This is a genomic window from Micromonospora sp. NPDC005254, from assembly GCF_042872525.1.
In the GTDB taxonomy this organism is placed as follows: Bacteria; Actinomycetota; Actinomycetes; order Mycobacteriales; family Micromonosporaceae; genus Micromonospora.
The window spans coordinates 808,156-822,606 of the sequence record NZ_JBIAKM010000001.1; the positions used below are offsets into that span (position 1 = coordinate 808,156).

The window sequence follows — 14,451 nt, forward strand, 5'->3', positions numbered from 1 at the left end:
GCCGGGACGGGTGTCGTCCCGGCTCGCTCAGTGGTTCCAGGCGTCGCCCCCGAACAGCCGTGCCCACAGGTTGTCCACCACGCCCGAGGTGCCCCAGACGGTGTCCCCGTCGCCGTCCGAACCGGCCGGCGCGACCTGGGTCCCACCGCCGTAGATGAGGTAGCCCGGCCCGGTCGGTGAACCCACGGCGTGCCGGGCGCCGCTGTGGATGCCGTAGCCGACGAAGTCGCGCTCCCACTTCGACAGGAACCCGGCGGCCACGTTGTCGAGCCCGTCGACGGTGGCCTGGACCAGATCCTTGAGCACCTCGGTGTCGCCGGTGCCGAGCTGGGTGCCGACGTCGAACGAGGCGGCGCCCGCGATGGCCGCCGCTCCGCCGGTGGCGATCGCCTCGGCCATCGCCTCGATCCCCTTCAGGAAGCTGAGCGCCGAGGCGGCGAACGAGGTCGCCGTCGCCTCGGCGGACGCCGCGGCGGGCGCTCCGACGACGGTCGCCGAGGCCGCCGCGATGAAGGTGGCGAAGACCGCCAGGATGGTGGACACCACCGCGTACGCCACGACGAGGCAGAGCAGGGCGGCGCCGACGCAGAGCATGGTGACGCCCACGGTGATCGCCAGCACCTGGGTGCCGACGACCTGCGCGCCGTAGGCGTTGATGTGCACCCCGAACGCGTCGCGGTCCTGGCCGCTCCACTGGGCCGGTGTCAGGGTCGCGACGGCGTCGTCGAGGTTGTCGTGGGCGGTGCCGAGTTGGTCGTACATGGCGAGCCAGTCGCCGCCCTTGCGCATGATCGTCTCTGGGTCGCACTGGTTGAAGTAGACGATCTGGGCGATGGGCCAGGCGGCGGGGATGACCGCGGCGGCCAGGCTGATCTCCACCAGCGCGATCTTCGCGGCTGCCGCGGGGTAGGTAGGGTCTGCCATGTCGGTCTCCGGCGTCTTCAGCGGGGGACGATGGTGCTGGCGGTCTCCGCGGCCTCCCAGTTGTCCGCGGTGCGGACCAACCGGGACCGGACCTCGGTGAGGTGCTCGCGCTTGGTGCGCAGTTGCTCCTCGACGAACTCGACGGCGCCGACGTAGGCGACCGCGAGTTGCGGCACCACCGAGGTGAAGTTGCTGTGTTCGATGGCGCGGGCGGACGTCAGCAGCTCGGCGCAGGCGTCCAGGGGCGGCCCGACCTGACGTTCGATCGTGTCGCCGAGCGCACGGATCGCCGGCGGATCAACCTCGATCATCGACTCTCCCCGTGTACGTGATCGATGTTCATGGTGCCGGAGCGCGGACAGCCTAACAGGATCATGGATGGGCGGGGGTGCCCGTCGCTGGTAGCCTGCGGCCCATGGCATCCGGACGGTCCGCGTCGACGCCCCCCGATGACTACGTGACCCGGATGGCCCGCCGGCCGCGCTGGCAGCGGGTCCTGGTGCCGATCCTCATGGTCCTGGTCCTCCTGGTGTTGCCCGTCGGCCTCGGCCGCAATCTGATCGGCGCCGAGCGGGTGAGCATCCAGGTCGAGTCGTGCGACCTCGGCGGTCCGAAGGCGACCGAGCGGTGCCGCGGCACCTGGAGCATGGCCGACGGCCGGGTGGTCACCGGCCCGGTGGGCGGCGGCTCCCCGCGCGCGGGGGAGCAGGTCGACGGCTGGGCCAACGGCGAGCGGGCCACCGTCAACCTGATGAGTTGGCTCATCGCCCCGCTGATGGTGGGCTCGGTCCTGTTGGCGGTGATGGTGGCGCTCGCCGTCGTGTTCGTGCGGGCGGCCGCGAAGCGGGCGCGGCAGGGCCGCTGACCCGCTCCGGGCCGGCTCGGGTCAGACCCCCAGTTGACGCCGCAGGCGTTCCAACATCTCCGTGCTCTCCCGGATCGGCCCGCTGACCATGTCGTTGAGCTGCGCCAGCTTGGCCTGCGCCGCCGCCGGGTCGTGCAGGACCGCCGCGGGCCCGGCCGGACCACCGAACTCGCGCATCACCTCGGCGGTGGCCCGCTGGAGGTCGGCCCGCGCCGCCCGAAGGAGGCCGGAGATCAGCTCCGCCAGCTCGGCTGCGGGCATCCGCAGCGCCCGCGGATCGATGTGCAGCTCCTGGGCGGGATCCTCGGCCGTGCAGGTGACCCGCACCAACCCGTTCTCGCTCTCCGCGTGACCGGTCAGGCCGGTCAACCGGCCGCGCAGCTCCTCGCCGCGGCCCAACTGCTCCCGCATCCGCGCCGCCAGCTGCGCCATCACGCCCGGAGTTGGTGTGGTGCCGATCGGCCCGGTCATCGTGCCCCTCCCGCTGTCGTCTGCCTGCGCGGCCGACGGTACCCACCGCAGCCAACCACTGTGGAGGGCGGATCAGCTCAGGACCGAGAAGACCACGATGCCGACGGCCAGCACGGTCGCGCTCACGCCGAACAGCGAGACGAACGGCACGACCACTGAGGACGTTCCCCCCAGAGCCGGCGACTCGACCAGGATCCGGGTCGGACGGGAGGGCTCGTGCACCACGGTGACCGGCCCGGGCGCCGTCGACAGCGGGGTCTGCCGCCAACGCCCCGGCGTCGCGGTGACCACGGAACGGTCGACGGTCTGGTACCGAACGACGGGGTAGTAGGTGCGCGGGCCGTGGCCGAAGGTGACCGGACGGAGCTCCACCACCTCGCCCGGCACCCGGACGCCCCGCCGCAGCAGGCCGAGGTCCCGCCAGAAACGGACGGCCGCGTACGCCATGCCGGCCAGACCGAGGCTCGCCATGATCGTCAGGACCAGGTACGGCATCTCGTCATCCTCTCGGATCGCGCAGCGAGCCCGGCCGCGTCGGTGGAGTCGAAGACGATGCACCGCGAGGAGGTGGTGCCCTGGTCGATGGCGGCGACGTACTCGGGGGTCACGGCAGCACCGTACCCAAAGCGGCGGCGCGGAGCGACCGCCGTCACGTTGGCCTCCTCGTCGCCTACGATGTGCGAACGTGCGCGACATCGCCGTTTTCAGTGGAACCGCCCATCCCGACCTGGCTGCCGAGATCTGCGCCCACCTGGGGGTGCCGCTGCATCCGGTGCGGGTCTCCCGGTTCGCCAACGACTGCCTGGAAGTGCAGTTGCAGGCCAACTGCCGGGAGCGGGACGTCTTCCTGATCCAGCCGCTGGTGCCCCCGGTGCAGGAGAACCTCGTCGAGCTGTTGTTGATGATCGACGCGGCGCGGGGCGCGTCCGCCGGCCGGATCACTGTGGTGCTGCCGCACTACGCGTACGCCCGCTCGGACAAGAAGGACGCGCCGCGGATCTCGATCGGCGCCCGGCTCGTCGCCGACCTGCTCACCTCGGCGGGGGCGGACCGGGTGCTCGCGATGACCCTGCACTCGCCGCAGGTGCACGGCTTCTTCAGCGTCCCGGTGGATCATCTGCACGCGCTGCGCGAGTTGGCCACCCACTTCCGGCGCTACGACCTCAGCAACACCGTGGTGGTCTCGCCCGATCTGGGCAACGCCAAGGAGGCCGCCGCCTTCGCCCGGCTGCTCGGCACGCCGGTGGCGGCCGGTGCGAAGCAGCGGTTCAGCGACGACCTGGTCAAGATCAGCGCGGTGATCGGCGAGGTCGCCGATCGGGACGTCATCGTGCTGGACGACGAGATCGCCAAGGGCAGCACGGTGGTCGAGCTGATGGAGCACCTGCGTGGCCTGAAGGTGCGCTCGATCCGGCTGGCCTGCACGCACGGCCTGTTCTCCGGCGACGCACTGCGGCGGCTCAGCGAGCAGGACGGCGTGTTGGAGATCGTCTGCACCAACACGGTCCCCATTCCGGCCGCGAAGCGGGTCGGGAAACTCCAGGTCCTCTCGGTGGCTCCCGCCCTGGCCGAGGCCATGCGCCGGATCCACAACGGGGAATCGGTCTCGGCCCTCTTCGGCTGAGCCCGCCCGCGCCCCGGCCCGGTCTCAGCGCTGGGTGCGGTCGGTGGCGGCGAGGGTGGCGGTGATGCGGACGGTGGTGCCGGCGGCGCTGGTGGCGATCTCCATGGCGTCGGTCAGCTCCCGGGCCAGCCAGAGACCCCACCCGCCGGCCGTGTCCGGGGCGGGCCGACTCCGGTCGCCCAGCCGCTGCGGGGTGATGCCCTGCCCGTGGTCCGCCACCTCGCAGAACAGCGCGCTGGGCTCCCGCCAGAGCCGCAGCCACCCGCGCCCACCGCCGTGCCGCACCGCGTTGGTGATCAACTCGTTGACCGCCAGCACGAAGTCGTCCAGCCGTTGGCCGTCGAGGCCGGAGGCGTGCGCGCAAGAGGTGACCGAGTGTCGAATCTCGGTCACCTGGGCCTGCTCGAAGGCCTCGGCGATCAGGAGGGAGGGTTCGATGGGCACAACCGTACGCGGTGCGTGCGGATCTGCATTCGTCATGGCCCGTCCCGACAGCGGATCTCGGAGTATTCGCGGCTTTTCAACCGTACGTCAGGGTTACGTGAGGCGCACTCCGTGACCCCGCGCCGTCGGCCCGGCTGTGGCATCCTGACCGCCATGCCGTCGCCGCCGGGTGGTTTCGAGGTGCCGCTCTGGCGGGCGCTCACGGTGTTCCGGGTGGCCTCCCTCGGGTATGTCTGCGCGCTCGCCGTGCGCGACGCCGACCGGTACGACCACCCGTTCGCCGTCGGCGCCCTGATCCTGGCGATGATCCTCTGGACCGGGGCGACCGCCGTCGGGTACGCCCGGCCCGCCTGGCGCCGCTGGCCGCTGCTGCTGGCCGACCTCGGGGTGGTGGTCGCCATCGTGCTGTCCACCCCCTGGGTGATCGGACGGGAGGCGCTCGCCCACGGCGTACCCACCCTGGGGGTTGCCTGGATGGCCGGCCCGGTGCTGGCCTGGGCCGTCTCCGGCGGCCGGCGGCGGGGCACGGTGGCCGCGCTGCTGGTGGCCGGCGCGGACGTGGCCACCCGGGAACGGATCAGCCAGTCCTCCTTCACCGGGGTGATCCTGCTGCTGCTCGCCGGGGTGGTGGTCGGCCATGTCGCCCGGCTCGCCGTGACCGCCGAGGAACGCCTGCAACACGCGGTGGAGCTGGAGGCGGCCACCCGGGAGCGGGAACGACTGGCACGCGACATCCACGACTCGGTGCTCCAGGTGCTGGCGCTGGTGCAGCGGCGCGGCGCGCACCTGCCCGGCGAGGCCGGCGAACTGGCCCGGCTCGCCGGTGAGCAGGAGGCCGCCCTGCGGGCACTGATCACGGGCATCGCACCGGCCGCCGCCGGGGCGGAAGTGGTGGACCTGCGGAGCCTGCTCGGCCGGTACGCCTCGGCGGCGGTGTCGCTCTCGGCCCCCGCCACGCCGGTGACCCTGCCCCGGCAGGTGGCCGGCGAGTTGGCGGCGGCGGCCGGCGCGGCCCTGGACAACGTGGGCCGCCACGCCGGCGGGCGGGCCTGGGTGTTGATCGAGGATGAGGGGGAGACCGTGACCGTGTCGATCCGCGACGAGGGGCCGGGCATCCCGGACGGCAGACTGGTCGAGGCCGCCGCGCAGGGGCGGCTCGGCGTGGCCCAGTCGATCCGCGGTCGGGTGACCGACCTCGGGGGTACGGTCCGGATCATGTCGACCCCCGACGCGGGCACCGAGATCGAGCTGATCGTGCCGAGGGTGCAGCGGTGACGGCGGTGCGGGTGATGGTGGTCGACGACCATCCGATGTGGCGCGAGGGCGTGGCCCGAGATCTGGCCGAGGCTGGCTTCCTGGTGGTGGCGACCAGCGGCGAGGGGCGGCAGGCGATCCGGGTCGCCGCCGCCGCCCGACCCGACGTGGTGGTCCTCGACCTGCAACTACCGGACATCTCCGGGGTCGAGGTGGTCGTCGGGCTGCGCGCCGCGCTGCCCGAGGTCCGGGTGCTGATGCTCAGCGCCAGCGGCGAGGAGCAGGGCGTGCTCGACGCGGTCAAGGCGGGCGCCACCGGCTACCTGGTGAAGTCGACGGCGCCCGCCGCGTTCCTCGACGCGGTCCGCCGCACCGCCGCCGGTGACCCGGTCTTCACGCCCGGCCTGGCGGGGTTGGTGCTGGGGGAGTACCGGCGGATGGCCGCCGGGCCGGGACAGGGCACGAGCGGGGACGCGGAGCCGGGAATGCCCCGCCTCACCGACCGGGAGACGGAGGTGCTGCGCCTGGTGGCCAAGGGAATGTCGTACAAGCAGATCGCGCAGCGGCTCGGCCTGTCCCACCGCACCGTGCAGAACCACGTGCAGAACACGCTGGGCAAGCTGCAGCTGCACAACCGGGTCGAGTTGACCCGTTACGCGATCGAGCGTGGCCTGGACGACTGATCGGCTCAGACCGAGCGCGGCGGCTCGGTCTCGTGGATGGCCAGCTCCTCCGCGGTCGCCCCGCCGCCCGCCGACCCGGCGTCGTACGCCACGGAGTCGGTCTCCTGGTCGGTGTGCGCCCCCTCGTCCGGTTCCACGAGCCGGCCCACGGTGGCGTCGGCGACCGTGCCGAGCTGGCCGTGGTCGTAGAGGGAGACCGGCGAGTTGGGATCCGAGGTGGGCCCCGGGTCCATCACGTCGGCGTCCAGCTGGGCCTCCGCCGCGGCGGCCTCGTTCTCCGCCTCGAAGGCGATCTTCGGGTCGACCGGGCCGGCCAGGGGGTCGTCCACCGGGCGCTCGTAGACCTCTCGGTCGAGCTTGTAGTCCAACGACTCCCCGTCCAGTTGCTCCTCGGCGGTCGTCCCGAAGCGGTCCACCGCCACCGGCGTCCGGTCGCCGGGCAGCTGGGCCGGCTCCGGGCCGTCCGCCTCGCGCCCGGTGAGCACGTCGTCGTTGGCGCTCGAGTCGTCATCGGCGGTGTCGGGCAGCCCCTCCGCCTCGGTGTCGGACACGGGGGTCGGGTACTCGTTGTCGCGCATGTCTGATCACTACCCGCTGCCCTCCCGCCGTAACCGGAGCACCGCCGGTCATGCGGCGGCGAACCGGACACCGGGTGCGGGAAGCCCGTCAGCCGTGCGCCGCCTCGTCGTCCGGATGCAGCACGCACCAGACGACCTTGCCGTCCGGCACCATGCTGGTGCCCCACCGGCGGGCCACGGTGTCGATCAGCAGCAGACCCCGGCCACCCACCCGGTTCGGCGGGGACAGACCGGCGAACGTGGGCCGGCGCGACGAGTGGTCCCGAACCGCCAGGCGCAGGGTGTGGTCCTGCGGCGCCAACCGGACGCTCATCGGGGTCCGGGCGTGCGTGACCACGTTGTTGACCATCTCGGTGACCGCGATCTGCGCCGGCTCGGTCAGGGCCGGCATGCCCCAGCGCGCACAACCGGTGGCGACCAGCTCGCGGGCCTGCCGGGCGGACTCCGCGGTCGGCGGCAGCTCGGCGGTCAGCACCGCCGCCAGCGCCGCGGCGACCGCGGCCAGCGCGGCGTCGAGGGTGGGCCAGGCCGGCACACCCGCCAGGACGGCGTCGGGGCGACCGGGCCCGGAGACCGCCGGGTCGCACAGCAGCAGGTCCGCGGCCGGCCAGTCGGCGATCTCCCGGCGGACCTCGGCAAAGACGCTCCGTCCGGCCGGGTCGGTGACCCGCAGCCCGGTCACGTCGGCGACCACCGGGCCGGGCCGGTCGCTGAGCCGTGCGAGCAACGCGTCGTGGACCCGGTCGGCCTCGGCGGTGTCGAGCACCCCGCTCAACCGGATGACCGGGGACGACTCGTCGACCTCCACCCGGCAGCGCTCGTCCACCGGGATGGTCGCCTCGGGGCGTGGCCCGCGGACGAACGGCGCGTCCGGTCGATCGACGCCAGCCATCAGTGATCCGACCGGGAGCGGCGGTTCATGGCCATCGTGCCGACGGCGGTGCCGGCCGCGGCGAGACCGAACGCGGCGGTCATCCGCACCAGCTGACGCCGCCGACCGTGCCAGCCACCGCCGCGGCTGGCCTGCCCGTCGGCGTGGAACACGTTTCCGGTGCTGTCCAGCCGCGCACCCGGACCGAACTGGGTGCGGTGGACGTACCAGCCGAGGGTGCGCTCGACCAGCGCCGGCGCCAGCCGCCACTGCAGGCCGAGCAGCCGCGCGGCGCCACCGGCGTACGCCTCGCGACGCGGCCGGCGCAGCAACCGCACGATCGTCTCGGCGACCACCTCCGGAGGGTAGATCGGCGGGGGTGGCACCAGCTCGCGACCGCTGTGGTTGGCCGCGTGCCGGAAGAAGGGGGTGTCGATGGTGGCCGGCAGCACGGTGCAGACGGAGATCTGCCCCCGACCGGTGACCCGCAGCTCCTGCCGGACGGTGTCGGTCAGCCCGCGGATGCCGTGCTTGGCCGCGTTGTACGCCGACTGGTAGGGCATCGCCACCTCGGCCAGCACCGACGCGTTGTTGACCAGCACGCCGCCGCCGGCCGCGCCGAGGTACGGCAACGCGGCCTTGATGCCGTGCACCGTGCCCAGCAGGTTGACCTCCAGCACGCGCCGGAACTCGGCGACGGGGATCTCGTCGAACAGGCCCACCGCGCTCACCGCGGCGTTGTTCACCCAGGCGTCGATGCGGCCGAATTCGCCCACCGCGCGGTCGGCCAGCCGCTGCACCGACTCCAGGTCGGTCACGTCGGTCGGGACGGCCACCGCCCGGCCGCCCAGCTCCCGGCAGCGCTGCGCGACCTGTCGCAGCGCGGGCTCGCTGCGGGCGGCGAGCACCACGGCGGCACCCCGGCGAGCCAGCGCGTACGCGGTGGCGGTGCCGATCCCGCTGGACGCGCCGGTGATCACCACGGTCGAATCGTCGAGGGTGCGGGTCAGCGGCATTCTCCAGCGGTACCCCCGGGCGGGCCCGGTCATACCAGCAGCCGCCCGACGATCATCGGCGATCCGTCCGATACGTCGTCGAATCGGGGCTCATGTGGTTGCCGTGGCGCAAGTGTCGGCGGCACTCGCGGTGACTGTTCCCGATCTGCCAGGTTTCGGCTCGGGGCTCCGAGGTTAATGGGACGCTCTGACCGGGACCGCCGAGGAAAAGATCGCAGGGAGGTGACCCATGCGCGTCGGCCTCGTCTGCGCGCACACCAGCTCGTACCGGCACGCCGACGGCCCGCCGGTCGGCACCCAACAACACATCGCGCGGGTCGCCGCCGAGCTGGCTGGCAGAGGCCACGATGTCCGCATCTACGAGCGCCGGGACGACCCGGACCTGCCGGCGACTGTGGACGTCGGCGGCTACCGGGTGCACCGGGTGCCCGTCGGCCCGGCGACCGCCCTGCCCACCGCCGGTCTGATCCCGCACGTCACCGAGTTCGGGCGCTGGCTGACCGACGAGTGGGGCGGCGCCTGGCGCCCCGAGGTGGTGCACGGGCACTACTGGATCGGTGGCCTGGCCGCCGCGCACGCCGTCCGGGAGACCGACATCCCGGTCGTGCAGACCTTTCATTCGCTCGGTGTGGAGCAGCTGCGCCATCTGGGCGGCGAGTACGACGGCCCGGGGGAGCGGATCCCGCTGGAGCGGGCGCTGACCCGGGCGGTGGACATCGCCGTCGCCCAGTGCAACGACGAGGTGGACGAGCTGACCCGGATGGGTCTGCAACGTACCTCCGTGGCGATGGTGCCGGCCGGGGTGGACACCGCGCAGTTCCACCCCGACGGTGAGGCGGCCCCGCGCGAACAGCGGGCCCGGATCCTCTCCGTCGGCGGACTGTCCCCGGGGCATGGCCAGGACGACCTGATCCGGGCGATGCGGCTGGTCGGCGACGCCGAACTGGTGATCGCCGGTGGCCCACCGGCCGGCCAGCTGGCCAACCACGCGGAGGCGCGTCGCCTCCGCGAGCTGGCCGAGCGGGCCGGGGTGGCCGAGCAGGTGCGCCTGGTCGGGGCGGTGCCGCACGACCAGATGGCCACCTGGTACCGGTCGGCCGACGTGGTGGCCTGCACGCCGCACTACTCCTCGGCGGGACGGGTCTCCCTGGAGGCCATGGCCTGCGGGGTGCCGGTGGTCGGTTACGCGATGGGCGGCCTGGCGGACGCGGTGGTCGACGAGGTAACCGGCCGTCTGGTGCCTCCCGGCGACGTGCGGACGCTCGGGGTCTCCCTGCGCCGGCTGCTCGCCGACAACGCCGGCCGGTTCGCCTACGGTCACGCCGCCGTGGACCGGGTCCGCAGCAGCTACACGTGGGAGCGGACCGCCGGGGCGTTGGAACGTCTCTACGAGCGGGTGGTGAGCCGCCGCAAGCCCGTCGAAGCCTGAGCCGAGAAACCCACGCCGCTCCCTTCGGTGCGGCGTGGGTTTGCGGTCAGACGGGCCGGCCGGCGCCGACCATGGCCCGGTCGTGGCGGTGCGCCACCGAGCGGTGCTGCTGCGGCTGCGCGTAGCGGGTCAGGCCGATCACGGCGGCCAGGGTGACCAGGAAACCGGTGGCGGCCAGCCACTCCCGACCCGGCCAGATCTTGTCGTTGAGCAGCAGCAGGCCGACGATCGCCGCCGGCACCGCTCCGGCGGCGTCCATGGCGGCGACCGCAGCGGTCGTCGAACCGCGCTGCATGGCCAGGCCGAGCAGCAGTTGGCCGACGATCGAGTGGGCGATCAGCAGGTAGAACAGCGGGTTGGCGAGGAACGCCTCGGCCGACGGCGCGGAGGCCAGCGGCCGGGCCGCGACGGCCGCCGAGGAGAACGCCAGCCCGGCCAGCGAGCCCAGGGCCACCGACCCGGGCGCCCCGTGCAGTCGGACGGCGAAGAAACCAAGCACCGCGATGACCCCGAGCGCCACCAGCAGGGCCACCGAGCCGGCGGTGCCGAGCTGCTTCGACGGCGCCGGCCGCGCGGCCAGCACCAGCGCGGTGATCCCGGCGAAGAGCAGCGCCAGCAGGGCCACCTCCGCCACCGGCAACCGCCACTTCAGCACCAGCACGCCGATGATGGTGGTCACCCCGAGCCCGGCCGCCACGCTCGCCTGCACCAGGAACAGGGGCAGGTCCCGCCGGGCCAGGAAGGCGAGCACGAACCCGCCGATCTGGCAGCCCAGCCCCACCAGGTACGTCCGGTGCCCGGCCAGTCGCAGCAGCAGACCCGGATCGAAGGTGTGGTGGACTGTGGTGCGCGCCGCGGCCACCGACTGGAGCAGGTTGGCGAAGCCGTACGCAACGATCATCGCCGCGAGGAAGCACCAGCCGGAGGAGACCACCTGGCGAGGATAGAGGTTGCCGGGGGTCAGCGCTCGGCTGGTCGATCCAGCCGGGCGAGGATGTCGGCGTGCAGCACACCGTTGGTGGCCACCACACTGCTCTCGGTGCCCGGCTCGCCGGTCGGGGACGGTCGACCGCCCAGATCCGTGACCGTCCCACCCGCCTCCGTGATGATCGGAACCAGCGCCGCCACATCCCACAGTGACAACTCCGGCTCGGCCATCACGTCCAGTGCGCCCTCGGCCAACAGCATGTAGCCGTAGAAGTCGCCGTACGCCCGGCTGCGCCAACCGGCCCGCAGCAGGTCGAGCATCGCGTCGAGTCGCCCGGCGTTCTCCCACCCGGTCAGCGAGGAGTAGCAGACGCTCGCGTCGGCGACCCGGCGCACCGCCGAGACCTCGATCCGGTCGCCCGCGGCCGGGCCCCGCCCGGCGTACGCGCCCGCGCCGGCGCTCGCCCACCAGCGTCGGTCCAACGCCGGCGCCGACACCACGCCGACGGCCGGTCGGTCGCCGTCGTACAGCGCGATCAGGCTGGCCCAGATCGGCACCCCACGGACGAAGTTCTTGGTGCCGTCGATCGGGTCGACGATCCACCGCCGGCCGTTCGGATCGGTGGCCGGCTCGGCGCCGTACTCCTCGCCGAGCAGCCCGTCGGCGGGCCGGTGCTCGGCCAGCAGCGCGCGGATCTCCCGTTCCACGGCCGTGTCCGCGTCGGAGACCGGGGTCAGGTCGGGCTTCGTCTCCACCCGCAGGTCGAGCGCCCGGAACCGGGTCATGGCGATGGCGTCGGCCCGGTCGGCGAGCAGGTGGGCGAGGGCGAGGTCGTCGGCGTAGCCGGTCATGCCGGCAACCTAGCCGACGCCTCGCGGGTCACTCGTCGGGCCCGCGCCGGTCACCCTCGCCGGGCCCGCGCTGGTCGCTGTCGCCGCGCGCGTCGCCCTCGCCGGCCCGCGAGGCGAGCAACCGGCGGTACGACGCCAGCCGGCGCGGGTCGGCCTTGCCGGCGGCCACCCAGGCGTCCAGCGCGCAGTCGGTCTCGTCGGCCGTGTGCTGACAGTTGGGCGGGCAGTCGACGGTGCCCTCGACCAGGTCCGGGAAGCCGTGCAGCAGGCTGTCGGCGGAGACGTGCGCCAGCCCGAAGCTGCGGATACCGGGGGTGTCGATGATCCAGCCCGGGTCGGTGTCGACGCCCGGCACCGGTGGCAGCCGCAGCGCCACGGCGCTGGTCGAGGTGTGCCGGCCCCGGCCGATCGCGCTGACCACGCCGACCGCGCGCAGCGCCTCCGGGACGAGGCGGTTGACAAGCGTCGACTTGCCCACCCCGGAGTGCCCGACCAGTACCGACACCTTGCCGCTCAGCAGCGCACGGAGCGCGGCGAGGTCGGAGTCGGGGCGGTTGAGCACGTACGGCAGCTCCAGCTCGGTGTAGTAGCCCAGCACCTCCTCCGGCCCGGCCAGGTCGGCCTTCGTGAGGCAGAGCAGCGGCTCGACGTCCGCGTCGTACGCGGCCACCAGGCAGCGGTCGATGAACCCGGTGCGCGGCGGCGGGTCGGCCAACGCGCTGACGATCACCAACTGGTCGGCGTTCGCCACCACCACCCGTTCCAGCCGACCCTCGGCGGTGGTCTCGTCGTCGTCGGCGGTGCGGCGCAGCACCGAGCGGCGCACGGCGATCCGGACGATCCGGGCGAGAGCACCCTCCGCGCCGGAGGTGTCGCCGACCAGGCTGACGCGGTCACCCACGACCACCGACTTGCGGCCCAGCTCCCGGGCCCGCATCGCGGTCACCGTGGGCAGCTCGGCCCCCACCACGCCGCGTTCGGCCCCGGCCAGCACGCACTGGTAGCGCCCCCGGTCGACGGCGATGACGAAGCCGTCCACCGCGTCGGCGTGCTGCGGGCGGGTGCGCGTACGCGGGCGCGACGACTTTCCGGGTCGGACGCGTACGTCGTCCTCGTCGTACTCCCGCCGTTTGGTCGCCAGGACCTGTCCCCTTCTCGCGTCAGTTCTTGCCGGTCACCATCGCTGACCATAGTGCCGGGAACTCGGGCATGGTCTTGGAGGTACACCCCACGTCGTCCACCTCGATGCCCGGAACGGCGAGCCCGGCCACCGCGGCGGCGTGGGCCATCCGGTGGTCGTGGTAGGTGCGGAACATCCCGCCGCGCAGCGGGCGAGGCCGGATCTCCAGCCCGTCCGGTGTCTCGGTGATGTCGGCCCCGAGGGCGGCGAACTCCCGCGCCAGCGCGGCCAGCCGGTCGGTCTCGTGGCCGCGGATGTGCCCGACACCGGTGAAGACCGACGGCGAGTCGGCAAGCATGGCCAGCGCGGTCAGCGCGGGGGTCAGCTCGCTGACGTCGGACAGATCGGCGGTCAGGCCGTGCACCACCCCGGTGCCGCGCACGGTCAGCCCGTTGGTGGAGAGGGTGACCTCGCCGCCCATCCGCTGCAGCAGCGAGCGGAGTTGCTCGACCGGCTGGGCGCTGCTGTGCGGCCAACCCTGCAGGGTCACCTCACCACCGGTGACCAGGGCGGCGGCGAAGAACGGCACCGCGCCGGAGAGGTCCGGCTCGATCTCCCAACCACGCCCGGTGAGCGGGCCGGGCTCGACGGTCCAGACGTCGGGGGTGGTGTCGTCGACGGCGGCGCCGGCGGCCCGCAGCATCTGCACGGTCATCCGCAGGTGCGGCGCGGAGGGCACCGGCGCACCGACGTGGCGCACCACGAGGCCCCGGTCGAAGCGCGGGGCGGCCAGCAGCAGACCGGAGACCAGCTGGCTGGACGCGGACGCGTCGATCACCACCTCGCCGCCGGTGACCCCACCGGTGCCGAGCACGGTCAGCGGGAGGCTGCCCGTCCCGGTGGCGTCGATCCGGACGCCCAGCGAGCGCAGCGCGTCGACCAGCGGGCCGAGCGGGCGGGTGCGGGCGTACGGGTCGCCGTCGAAGGTGACCTGCCCGTCGGTCAGCCCTGCCACCGGCGGCAGGAACCGCATCACGGTGCCGGCCAGCCCCACGTCCACGTGGGCGGGGCCGACCAGCGGGTGCGGCCGGACCAGCCAACGCTCGTCGTCGTTGATCGACACGTAGGTGCCCATCGCGCGCAGGCCGGCGGCCATCAGCTCGGTGTCACGGGCGCGCAGCGGCTCGGCCAGGGTCGACGGCCCGGCGGCCACGGCGCTGAGCACCAGGGCGCGGGCGGTCATCGACTTGGAGCCGGGCAGGCGCAGTGTCGCCGACACCGGGTCGGACGCGGTCGGTGCGCTCCACGGCTGCGGCGGCCGGGTCGCGGTCAGATTCCCCACGGTTACATTCTGCCGTGTCGGCCGGTGAGTGACGCCGACCGGCGGTCGTAC

General features: G+C 73.5%; 17 protein-coding genes and 1 pseudogene. 5 read left to right on the forward strand and 13 right to left on the reverse strand.

Annotated features, from left to right (window positions below):
- Positions 1-27: 27 nt before the first annotated feature.
- Complete coding sequence (locus ACFYPR_RS03890; protein WP_355063686.1) at positions 28-924, reverse strand: hypothetical protein; 897 nt, start codon at positions 922-924, stop codon at positions 28-30.
- A gap of 17 nt (positions 925-941) precedes the next feature.
- Complete coding sequence (locus tag ACFYPR_RS03895; RefSeq protein WP_354861363.1) at positions 942-1,235, reverse strand: hypothetical protein; 294 nt, start codon at positions 1,233-1,235, stop codon at positions 942-944.
- 104 nt (positions 1,236-1,339) lie between these two features.
- Between ACFYPR_RS03895 and ACFYPR_RS03900 the strand changes: the two genes are divergently transcribed.
- The gene (locus tag ACFYPR_RS03900) at positions 1,340-1,789 is read left to right on the forward strand and encodes a hypothetical protein (protein ID WP_354861361.1); all 450 of its coding nucleotides are present in this window, start codon (positions 1,340-1,342) and stop codon (positions 1,787-1,789) included.
- A 21-nt stretch (positions 1,790-1,810) separates the two neighbouring features.
- Here the strand turns inward: ACFYPR_RS03900 and ACFYPR_RS03905 are convergent, their stop codons facing one another.
- The 3 genes from ACFYPR_RS03905 to ACFYPR_RS03915 form a co-directional block, all read right to left on the reverse strand.
- Positions 1,811-2,260 carry a YbaB/EbfC family nucleoid-associated protein gene (locus ACFYPR_RS03905; protein ID WP_355063684.1) on the reverse strand — a complete coding sequence of 150 codons (450 nt, stop codon included), beginning with the start codon at positions 2,258-2,260 and terminating at the stop codon, positions 1,811-1,813.
- A gap of 72 nt (positions 2,261-2,332) precedes the next feature.
- A complete protein-coding gene (locus ACFYPR_RS03910) occupies positions 2,333-2,755 on the reverse strand; it encodes a DUF3592 domain-containing protein (protein WP_354861357.1) in 423 nt (140 codons plus the stop codon).
- Positions 2,737-2,868, reverse strand: a complete 132-nt coding sequence (locus ACFYPR_RS03915; protein WP_355063682.1) for a hypothetical protein — start codon at positions 2,866-2,868, stop codon at positions 2,737-2,739. The genes ACFYPR_RS03910 and ACFYPR_RS03915 overlap by 19 nt, the downstream gene beginning before the upstream one ends.
- 77 nt (positions 2,869-2,945) lie before the next feature.
- Between ACFYPR_RS03915 and ACFYPR_RS03920 the strand changes: the two genes are divergently transcribed.
- The gene (locus ACFYPR_RS03920) at positions 2,946-3,884 is read left to right on the forward strand and encodes a ribose-phosphate pyrophosphokinase (RefSeq protein WP_354861355.1); all 939 of its coding nucleotides are present in this window, start codon (positions 2,946-2,948) and stop codon (positions 3,882-3,884) included.
- 24 nt (positions 3,885-3,908) lie between these two features.
- Here ACFYPR_RS03920 and ACFYPR_RS03925 read toward each other — a convergent pair whose 3' ends face one another.
- Positions 3,909-4,364 (reverse strand): ATP-binding protein, encoded by a 456-nt coding sequence (locus ACFYPR_RS03925; protein WP_354861354.1) that lies wholly within the window; start codon positions 4,362-4,364, stop codon positions 3,909-3,911.
- A gap of 117 nt (positions 4,365-4,481) precedes the next feature.
- Here ACFYPR_RS03925 and macS point away from each other — a divergent pair, with 117 nt between their 5' ends.
- Complete coding sequence (gene macS, locus ACFYPR_RS03930) at positions 4,482-5,603, forward strand: MacS family sensor histidine kinase (protein ID WP_355063680.1); 1,122 nt, start codon at positions 4,482-4,484, stop codon at positions 5,601-5,603.
- 14 nt (positions 5,604-5,617) lie between these two features.
- Positions 5,618-6,265, forward strand: a complete 648-nt coding sequence (locus ACFYPR_RS03935) for a response regulator transcription factor (protein ID WP_354861371.1) — start codon at positions 5,618-5,620, stop codon at positions 6,263-6,265.
- A 5-nt stretch (positions 6,266-6,270) separates the two neighbouring features.
- Here the strand turns inward: ACFYPR_RS03935 and ACFYPR_RS03940 are convergent, their stop codons facing one another.
- The 3 genes from ACFYPR_RS03940 to ACFYPR_RS03950 form a co-directional block, all read right to left on the reverse strand.
- Positions 6,271-6,843, reverse strand: coding sequence for a DUF5709 domain-containing protein (locus ACFYPR_RS03940; RefSeq protein ID WP_354861350.1), 573 nt, complete (start codon positions 6,841-6,843; stop codon positions 6,271-6,273).
- Between the two features lie 88 nt (positions 6,844-6,931).
- Complete coding sequence (locus ACFYPR_RS03945) at positions 6,932-7,735, reverse strand: ATP-binding protein (protein ID WP_354861348.1); 804 nt, start codon at positions 7,733-7,735, stop codon at positions 6,932-6,934.
- Entirely contained in the window at positions 7,735-8,730 is a 996-nt protein-coding gene (locus tag ACFYPR_RS03950; RefSeq protein ID WP_387258513.1) for an SDR family oxidoreductase, read from the reverse strand. Before ACFYPR_RS03950 ends, ACFYPR_RS03945 begins: the two co-directional genes overlap by 1 nt.
- A 229-nt stretch (positions 8,731-8,959) precedes the next feature.
- Here ACFYPR_RS03950 and ACFYPR_RS03955 point away from each other — a divergent pair, with 229 nt between their 5' ends.
- Positions 8,960-10,159 carry a glycosyltransferase gene (locus ACFYPR_RS03955; protein ID WP_354861345.1) on the forward strand — a complete coding sequence of 400 codons (1,200 nt, stop codon included), beginning with the start codon at positions 8,960-8,962 and terminating at the stop codon, positions 10,157-10,159.
- Here ACFYPR_RS03955 and ACFYPR_RS03960 read toward each other — a convergent pair.
- From ACFYPR_RS03960 to aroA, 4 genes and pseudogenes are all read right to left on the reverse strand, one after another.
- Positions 10,117-11,060: pseudogene (locus tag ACFYPR_RS03960) on the reverse strand (hypothetical protein). The gene ACFYPR_RS03955 and the pseudogene ACFYPR_RS03960 overlap by 43 nt on opposite strands.
- Positions 11,061-11,119: 59 nt before the next feature.
- A complete protein-coding gene (gene hisN / locus ACFYPR_RS03965) occupies positions 11,120-11,938 on the reverse strand; it encodes a histidinol-phosphatase (protein WP_387186456.1) in 819 nt (272 codons plus the stop codon).
- 28 nt (positions 11,939-11,966) lie between these two features.
- The gene (gene rsgA / locus ACFYPR_RS03970; protein ID WP_354861340.1) at positions 11,967-12,977 is read right to left on the reverse strand and encodes a ribosome small subunit-dependent GTPase A; all 1,011 of its coding nucleotides are present in this window, start codon (positions 12,975-12,977) and stop codon (positions 11,967-11,969) included.
- Positions 12,978-13,098: 121 nt separating this feature from the next.
- The gene (gene aroA / locus ACFYPR_RS03975; protein WP_354861339.1) at positions 13,099-14,400 is read right to left on the reverse strand and encodes a 3-phosphoshikimate 1-carboxyvinyltransferase; all 1,302 of its coding nucleotides are present in this window, start codon (positions 14,398-14,400) and stop codon (positions 13,099-13,101) included.
- Positions 14,401-14,451: the final 51 nt, after the last annotated feature.